8 protein-coding genes are annotated in these 7,658 nt (G+C 72.5%); 7 read left to right on the top strand and 1 reads right to left on the bottom strand.

Going from position 1 to position 7,658, the window contains the following annotated elements; all coding sequences use genetic code 11:
- Positions 1–89: 89 nt before the first annotated feature.
- Positions 90–353, bottom strand: coding sequence for a glutaredoxin family protein (locus Q7F20_RS16960; RefSeq protein ID WP_071295832.1), 264 nt, complete (start codon positions 351–353; stop codon positions 90–92).
- 73 nt (positions 354–426) lie between these two features.
- Between Q7F20_RS16960 and Q7F20_RS16955 the strand changes: the two genes are divergently transcribed.
- The 7 genes from Q7F20_RS16955 (at position 427) to Q7F20_RS16925 (ending at position 7,596) form a co-directional block, all read left to right on the top strand.
- Positions 427–1,413, top strand: coding sequence for a PrsW family intramembrane metalloprotease (locus tag Q7F20_RS16955; RefSeq protein WP_305741239.1), 987 nt, complete (start codon positions 427–429; stop codon positions 1,411–1,413).
- Between the two features lie 73 nt (positions 1,414–1,486).
- Positions 1,487–3,175: an adenosylhomocysteinase gene (locus Q7F20_RS16950; RefSeq protein WP_305741238.1), complete on the top strand. Its 1,689-nt coding sequence runs from the start codon at positions 1,487–1,489 to the stop codon at positions 3,173–3,175.
- Complete coding sequence (locus tag Q7F20_RS16945) at positions 3,172–4,542, top strand: amidohydrolase family protein (RefSeq protein WP_305741237.1); 1,371 nt, start codon at positions 3,172–3,174, stop codon at positions 4,540–4,542. The genes Q7F20_RS16950 and Q7F20_RS16945 overlap by 4 nt, the downstream gene beginning before the upstream one ends.
- Complete coding sequence (locus Q7F20_RS16940; RefSeq protein ID WP_305741236.1) at positions 4,539–5,036, top strand: cupin domain-containing protein; 498 nt, start codon at positions 4,539–4,541, stop codon at positions 5,034–5,036. Before Q7F20_RS16945 ends, Q7F20_RS16940 begins: the two co-directional genes overlap by 4 nt.
- 84 nt (positions 5,037–5,120) lie before the next feature.
- Positions 5,121–5,945 (top strand): ABC transporter substrate-binding protein, encoded by an 825-nt coding sequence (locus Q7F20_RS16935; RefSeq protein ID WP_305741235.1) that lies wholly within the window; start codon positions 5,121–5,123, stop codon positions 5,943–5,945.
- Positions 5,946–5,950: 5 nt separating this feature from the next.
- Entirely contained in the window at positions 5,951–6,829 is an 879-nt protein-coding gene (locus Q7F20_RS16930) for an amino acid ABC transporter permease (RefSeq protein ID WP_305741234.1), read from the top strand.
- Positions 6,826–7,596 (top strand): amino acid ABC transporter ATP-binding protein, encoded by a 771-nt coding sequence (locus Q7F20_RS16925; protein WP_305741233.1) that lies wholly within the window; start codon positions 6,826–6,828, stop codon positions 7,594–7,596. Before Q7F20_RS16930 ends, Q7F20_RS16925 begins: the two co-directional genes overlap by 4 nt.
- Positions 7,597–7,658: the final 62 nt, after the last annotated feature.

The following is a 7,658-nucleotide window of genomic DNA, read 5'->3' as shown; positions in this document are numbered from 1 at the left end:
GGCGCGGTGCGCGTCGGACGCGCACCGCGCCTCCCGTCATGGTCGCGTCGCGAGCGCGACTCGCGGACCGGTCGCGTCGGGACCCGACGTCAGACGACGCCCGCGGCCTCGAGCTCGGAGCGCAGCTCGGCGTCCGACGGTTCGACGAAGTGCTTCCCGTTCGGCAGCACGACGACCGGGATGTTCTTCCGCCCGCTGATCTCCTCGGCACGGTCCGCCGCGGTCAGGTCCGCCTCGACGTCGACGTACTCGTAGTCCACCCCGAGGGTGTCGAGCAGCGCCTTGGAACGGCGGCAGTCGCGGCACCAGTCCGCACCGAACATCGTGACCTTGTCGAAGGATGCATCGCTCATGTGCAGAGAGTACGTCCGACGGACCCCGAGCATTCCCGTGACCGGCGGGACCCGGGCGGAGCACCATTGCCCCATGAGCCCGACCACGGACGTCCCCGTCGCGCACCCGCACCACCGGCACGGCTGGTGGTGGAAGACCCTGCTCGTCGGCTTCCTGCTCTGGGTCGTCACGATCGTCGTCACGATCACGACGCTGAACACCAACCTCATCCCGACGATCATCCTGCTCGGCAGCTTCCTCGTGCCGTTCACGGTGGTGCTCTTCGTCATCGAGCGCGTGACCGGCTCGGTCAGCACGATGCAGCTCATCGTCGCGTTCTTCGTCGGCGGGATCCTCGGCGTCCTCGGGGCATCGCTGCTCGAGGCGAACCTGCAGCAGGACGCTCTCGTGTACATCGTGGTCGGGTTCGTCGAGGAGTTCGTCAAGGGCGTCCTGCTCCTGTTCGTGGGGTGGCGGGTCCGTCCGAAGACGGCGCGGCAGGGGGCGCTGCTCGGGGCGACGGTCGGCGCCGGGTTCGCGGCGTTCGAGTCGGCGGGGTACGCGTTCAACGCGGCCATCACGGCCAGGGGCATCGACCTGGCGTCCCTGCTGCAGACCGAGGTCGTCCGTGCCGTGCTCTCCCCGGTCGGCCACGTGCTGTGGACGTCGATCCTCGGCGCGGTCCTGTTCGGTGCCGCGCGTGGTCGCGACCGCTTCCGCTGGTCGTGGGCCCCGGTGGTCGCCTACGTCGGGGTCGCCCTGCTCCACGGGCTCTGGGACTCGAACTCGACGATCTCCACCCTGCTGGCGTTCGTCGTGACGGGGACGCCCTTCTCCGCAGCGCGGAACGGCGACGTCCCGGCGTCGATCGCCGGCGTCGCGACGACCCTGTACGTGATCGGGCTCGCGATCGTGTCGGCCGTCGGGGTCGTGGTCCTCGTCACGGTGCTGCGCCGGCACCGACGGCTCGACCGGGACGCCGCGCTCGCCGGCTGGCCGGCACCCGCGTCCGCATCCGCGTCCGCGTCGCCCGCCGGCGGGGGATGGGACGGCACACCCCCGCCGCACGTCCTGCGCTGACGCGACGGACGAGCGGACCCCCGGCCACCCGCCGGACACGGGCGCGCCACCCGCTCGCCCTACGATTGGGACCATGCCGCCAGGAGCCGACCCCGAGACCCGCGCATGGGCCTCTGCGGCCGTCCGGCGCTTCGCGAGCGCGACGAACCTGCTCGTCGCCGCGCGCCGGTTCCGCATCGTCGGGGGTGACCCCCGCGACACCGCCGCACTGCGCTCGCTGCTGACGGGGCTCGGCGCCCGCGAGGCACTGGCCCACGAACCCGTCGACCAGCTCTGGTGCGTCGGTTCGCCCGAGGAGTCCACACCGGTCGTCGAGCGCGAGGCCGACCGGCCCCGAGGAGCGACCCTCGTCGTGGTCGACGCCGGACGACACCTGCCCGCCGTCGACGAGGACGCCTTCGGCCCGGTCACGATCGCGCGCCCGGGGGTCCTCAGGGTGCCGACGACCTCGGACGACGTCTTCCTCGTCTCCACCGGCCGCGAGTCGGAGGACGACCCCGCTGCCGAGGCCCGCCTGCGCTGGGCCCGGAGGTCGATGCCGGTGTCGCGCGCGGTCGCCGCCGAGCTCCGCGACGGCGGCCTCCTGCGCGGCACCCGGATCGGCGTCGCGATGTTCCTCGAGCCGAAGACGGCCGTGCTGAGCCTGCTCCTCCGTGACGCCGGCGCCGAGGTCGTCGTCTACGCCCACGCCGACGAGACCGACGACGCCGTGGCCGACGTGCTCCGGGCCGCCGGGCTCACCGTGCACGCGAGCAGCACCGCCTCGCTCCCCGAGCAGAAGGCCCTCGCGCTCGCGATGCTCGAGACCCGGCCGCACATCCTGCTCGACGACGGCTCGCACGTCATCCGACTCGCGCACCGGGAGCGACCGGACCTCCTGCCCACCATGCTGGGCGCGGCGGAGGAGACGACGAGCGGCCTCCGCCCGCTCCGCACCATGGCCGCGCGCGGCGAGCTCGGCATCCCCGTCGTCGCCGTGAACGACGCCCGCACCAAGACGCTCTTCGACAACCGGTACGGCACCGGGCAGTCGACGGTGTTCGCGGTGCTCGACCTGCTCGATCGACTCCCGTCCGGCACGCACCGTGTGGGACCGGGAGGCACGGCTGTCGTCGCCGGGTTCGGCCACGTCGGCGAGGGGGTCGCCCTGGTGCTCACGGCACTCGGTCTGCGCGTGACGGTCGCCGAGACGGATCCGGTCCGCGCTCTGCAGGCGCTCTTCGCGGGGTACGCCGTCGCGCCCCTCGCCGAGGCGGTGCAGGACGCCGACCTGGTGATGAGCGCCACGGGCGTCGCCGACACCATCGACCTCCGCGCGCTGCGGTCGTGCCCGGACGGCGCCGTCATCGCGGTCGCGGGCGGCGTCGACCACGAGGTGGCGCTCGACGACGCCGGAGCGGCCGGCGCCGAGCGGGTCGTGGTGGGACCGAAGGCCGAGCGTCTCGTGTTCCCCGGTGCGGACGGCGGCCCGGTCGTGCTGGACGGCGGTGGCTGCATCAACATCACCGCTGCCGAGGGCAACCCGATCGAGATCATGGACCTGTCCTTCGCCGCGCAGCTCGGTGCCGTCCGGATGCTCCTCGAACGGGGCGACGAGTTGGACCGGGCCGTCGTGCCGATCGACCCCGCGGTGGACGAGGCGACCGCCCGCGCGGCGCTCGCCGCGTTCGGAGCGCCAGCCGCGCCTCCCCGGCCTGTCGCCGAGCACCCCGCGGACCGCGAGCCCGACGTCCGGACCCGCCGTTTCGGAGACCCGACGTGAGCGCCGGCCACCCCGTCACCGTCCACTCGGCGCGGATCGTCGTGCCGATGACCGCGCCGCCCATCGCCGACGGAGCGGTCGCGGTGCAGGACGGCCGCATCCTGCACGTCGGCGAGCGGTCGTGGGTCGTCGACCAGCTCGCCGGCTCCGGCATGCCGTTCACCGAACGACCGTGGCGAGGCGCCCTGCTCCCCGGCCTCGTGAACGCGCACTCGCACCTGCAGTACACCGGCATGGCCAGTGTCGGGCAGCGGCAGTACAGCGGCTTCGAGGACTGGGCCCGCGCGTTCAACGAGGACTACGCCGAGTCGCACGACTGGCACGCCGAGGCGGCAGCCGGCGCGACGTCGTCGATCCTCGCCGGTGTGACGAGCATCGCCGACGTCGTCACGGACATCGAGGCGTCGACCGTGCTCGCCGAGGCCGGCCTCGGCGGCATCGCCTACTGGGAGGTCATGGACTGGGAGAACGAGGCCTGGCAGAGCCACGGCCGCGACCAGGTCCTCGGCGAACTCGAGCGGATCCCGACCGAACCGGGCGCCGGACTCTCCCCGCACGCGCCGTACTCGCTCGACGTCGCCCCGCTGCTCGAGCTCCCCGACATCGTGCGCCAGCGTGGCCTCCGGCTGCACCTGCACCTCGGCGAGGCCGCCTTCGAGGGCGAGCGCGTCGCCCTCGGGCCGGTGCCCGGACTCGAGGGCGTCGACGGCGTCGGCCACGGCAACGACTGGCACCTGGCGAACGTGCCGTCGTTCCGAGCGATGCGTGCCCTCGGCTTCGGCGCGAGCGCGACCGCGTTCGTCGACCGTCTCGGCGTGCTCGGGCCCGACTGCCACATCGCACACGGCGTGTACCTGACCGCAGCCGACCGGGCACTGCTCCGTGCGCGGGGGACCGCCGTCGCACTCTGCCCGCGCTCGAACGCCGTGATCGGACTCGATCCGCCGCCCGTCGCGGACTACCTGCGCGAGGGCAGCCCGATCGCGATCGGTACGGACTCGCTGTCGTCGTCGCCGTCCCTCGACCTGATGGCCGACGTCACCGCCCTGCACCGGATCGCCCGTGCGCAGGGCTACGGGCACCGCGACCTGCACGAACGCCTGCTCGCCGCGGCGACCCTCGGCGGTGCGCACGCGATGGGGCTCGCCGTGGGGCCGGACCGGACCGGGCACCTCGCCGTCGGGGCGCGGGCCGACCTGGCCGTCTTCGACGTCGACGCGCGGACCGTGCCGGACGCCCTCGCCGAGCTCGTCGAGGACGGTGCCGGTCGCGCCGTCGCGACCGTGATCCGCGGTGTCGTCCGTGCCGTCGACGGCGCGTCGACCGGCCCCGCCGTCCCACCTGATCGTTCCCCGGAGGAATCATGACCGAGACCGCCCCCCGCCCCGGCATGGCCGCCCGTCGCACCGTCGACGGCACGCTCATCGAGTGGCTCGACGTGCCGAAACGCGCCGTCGCCCTCGGCATGGAGCCGCACCCGGAGGGCGGCTGGTACGTCCGCACGTGGACCTCGCCCGCGACCGTGTCGACCGCGGCGGGTGACCGGCCCGCCGCGACCCTGATCCACTTCCTGCTGCCCCCGGGCGAGGCCTCGGCCTGGCACCGGGTCACGAGCGACGAGATCTGGATGTGGCACGGGCCGGACAGCGTCGAGCTGCAGCTCGGCGGCGACGGCGACGAGCCCGAGCCCGGCGCGACGATCACGCTCGGCCCGGACGCCGGGCGCGATCGGGTGAACGACGCACAGGCGTTCGTCCGCGGCGGGGTGTGGCAGCGGACCCTGCCCGGCGACGGCGAGGTACTGCTGAGCTGCCTGGTGTCGCCCGGGTTCTCGTTCGACGACTTCACGCTCGCCGAGTAGTCGCGAGACAGCCGTCTCGCGTTGGTATCCCACACCGAAGTACACTGCGTCCTGCCCCCAACCCCCTCGCACGAAGGCCCGACCGTGACCCGATCCCTCCGCCTCACCATCGCCGTCGCCACCGCCGCGGTCGCCGCACTCGCGCTCTCCTCCTGCTCGGCGGGCGGCAGCGGCAACGCCGACGGCACCGTCACCGACGGCAAGCTCACGATCGCGACCGGGCAGCCCGCGTACTCGCCGTGGGTCGAGGACAACAAGCCGCAGTCCGGCAAGGGCTTCGAGGCCGCGGTGGCCTACGCCGTCGCGAAGGAGATGGGCTACGCGAAGAGCGACGTCGTCTGGAAGCGGAGCACCTTCGACAGCGCGATCGCCCCGGGCCCGAAGGACTGGGACCTGAACATCCAGCAGTTCTCGATCGACGCGAAGCGCAAGAAGGCCGTCGACATGTCGACGCCGTACTACACGACGACGCAGGCGGTCGTGACGACGCAGTCCTCCACGGCCGCGGACGACACGACGATCAGCGCGCTCAAGCAGGACGCGATCGGCGTCGCCACCGGGTCGACGAGCATCCAGAGCGTGAAGGACGTCCTCGGGGTCACCCCGCAGGTCTTCAACTCGAACGACGACGCCGTCCTCGCGCTCAAGTCCGGTCAGATCGACGCCATCGTGACCGACCTGCCGACCGCCTTCTACATGTCCGGCGCGCAGCTCGACGGCAAGGGCACGGTCTCGGCGCAGTTCCCGGCGGACGGCACGGGCGACCAGTTCGGCTTCGTGCTGCCGAAGGACTCCGAGCTGACGAGCAAGGTCGACAAGGCGCTCGCGGCGCTGAAGGCCGACGGCACGCTCGAGGACCTGCAGACCAAGTGGCTCTCCTCGGAGACCGACACCCCCGTCCTGAAGTAGCGCGCATGACCGTCCCAGCTGGCGCCGGCACCCCGGTGGCCGCAGCGGCGCCGAGCCAGGTCGAGCAGGAGCGTCGGCTCTACCGTCGGCAGCGCGGACGCCGGTCGATCGTGGTGTCCGTCGCGTCGACGCTCGTCGTCGTCGCCGTCGTCTACTTCGGCGTCGTGAACACCCCCGGTTGGGCTGCGGTCCAGCAATCGTTCTTCGACCCGCAGACCGCGATCGACTCGTTCCCGGCGATCCTCGAGGGCCTCTGGCTGAACATCCGGATCCTGTTCTTCAGCGCCATCGGCGTCGCGGTGTTCGGCACGCTCCTCGCCGTCGTCCGAGGCCTGCGCAGCCCGGTCTTCTTCCCGCTGCGGATGCTCGCCACCGGGTACACGGACCTGTTCCGCGGCCTGCCGCTCATCATCGTGCTCTACCTGGTCGGCTACGGGATCCCCGGGCTCGGGGTCTTCCCGCGCCTCCCCGCCGAGGTCTGGGGCACGATCGCGATCGTCCTGACGTACTCGTCGTACATCGCCGAGGTGCTCCGCGCCGGCATGGAGGCAGTCCACCCGTCGCAGCGTCTCGCCGCCCGGTCGCTCGGGCTGTCGCACGCGAAGACGCTGCGACTGGTCGTGCTGCCGCAGGCGATCCGCAAGGTGACGCCCGCGCTCATGAACGACTTGGTGTCGATGCAGAAGGACGTCGGTCTCGTGTCGATCCTCGGCGCGGTGGACGCCGTCCGGTCCGCGCAGATCGCCCAGGCGGAGACCTACAACTTCACGCCCTACTTCGTCGCCGGCCTGCTGTTCGTGGTGATCAGCCTGCCGCTGATCCGCGTCACCGACGCGATCGCGCGTCGGCAGCAGCGGCGCGAGCAGATCGGCGGGACCGTATGACGGGCCAGGAGGCGCGGCTCGACTCCGCGACGTCGGCTCCCGTCCTCGAGCTGCGCGGGGTGCGCAAGGCGTTCGGCGAGCACGAGGTCCTGCGCGGGATCGACCTGACGGTGCACCGCCACGAGGTCATCTGCGTCATCGGGGCCTCGGGCTCCGGCAAGTCGACGCTCCTCAAGACGGTGAACCTGCTCGAGGGCATCGACGACGGGGAGATCCTGCTGCAGGGCACCGACATCGCCGATCCCCGCATCGACGTCGACGCGACCCGGGCGCGGATCGGCGTCGTGTTCCAGCAGTTCAACCTGTTCCCGCACATGAGCGTGCTCGACAACGTGACCCTCGCCTCGCGGCAGGTGCACGGTATCGGCAGGGCGTCGGCGGAGGAGACCGCACGGCGCCTGCTCGACCGGATCGGCCTGGCGGACTTCGCCGGCGCCTACCCGGACCGGTTGTCCGGCGGGCAGCAGCAGCGCGTCGCGATCGTCCGGGCGATCGCCTCCGACCCCGAGCTCCTGCTGCTCGACGAGGTCACGAGCGCGCTGGACCCGATGCTGGTCGGCGAGGTGCTCGACCTCGTCACCGAGCTGAAGCGGCAGGGCTCGACCATCCTGATGACCACGCACGAGATGCACTTCGCGCGGAACGTGGCCGACCGGATCGTGTTCCTGCACCGTGGCGAGGTCGTCGAGCAGGGGGCACCGGCCGAGGTCCTCGACGCCCCGGAGCACCCGGCGCTCGTCGAGTTCCTCGCACGCGTCCACTCCTGACCCCGGTGCGCCGACGGGCCGCGCCCCGCAACGGGCATCGCGCCCCGGTGAGTCGGGGCGCG

It is taken from the genome of Curtobacterium sp. A7_M15 (genome assembly GCF_030705415.1).
Classification (GTDB): Bacteria; Actinomycetota; Actinomycetes; order Actinomycetales; family Microbacteriaceae; genus Curtobacterium.
The sequence above is the reverse complement of the archived record's forward strand: the minus strand, read 5'-3'. Positions and strand labels throughout refer to the sequence as shown.

Excerpts from the sequence above, each read along its gene's own strand:
- Q7F20_RS16930 (WP_305741234.1), top strand. The coding sequence starts at position 5,951 with ATGACCGTCCCAGCTGGCGCCGGCACCCCGGTGGCCGCAGCGGCGCCG.
- Q7F20_RS16940 (WP_305741236.1), top strand. The coding sequence starts at position 4,539 with ATGACCGAGACCGCCCCCCGCCCCGGCATGGCCGCCCGTCGCACCGTC.
- Q7F20_RS16925 (WP_305741233.1), top strand. The coding sequence starts at position 6,826 with ATGACGGGCCAGGAGGCGCGGCTCGACTCCGCGACGTCGGCTCCCGTC.
- Q7F20_RS16950 (WP_305741238.1), top strand. The coding sequence starts at position 1,487 with ATGCCGCCAGGAGCCGACCCCGAGACCCGCGCATGGGCCTCTGCGGCC.
- Q7F20_RS16955 (WP_305741239.1), top strand. The coding sequence starts at position 427 with ATGAGCCCGACCACGGACGTCCCCGTCGCGCACCCGCACCACCGGCAC.
- Q7F20_RS16960 (WP_071295832.1), bottom strand. The coding sequence starts at position 353 with ATGAGCGATGCATCCTTCGACAAGGTCACGATGTTCGGTGCGGACTGG.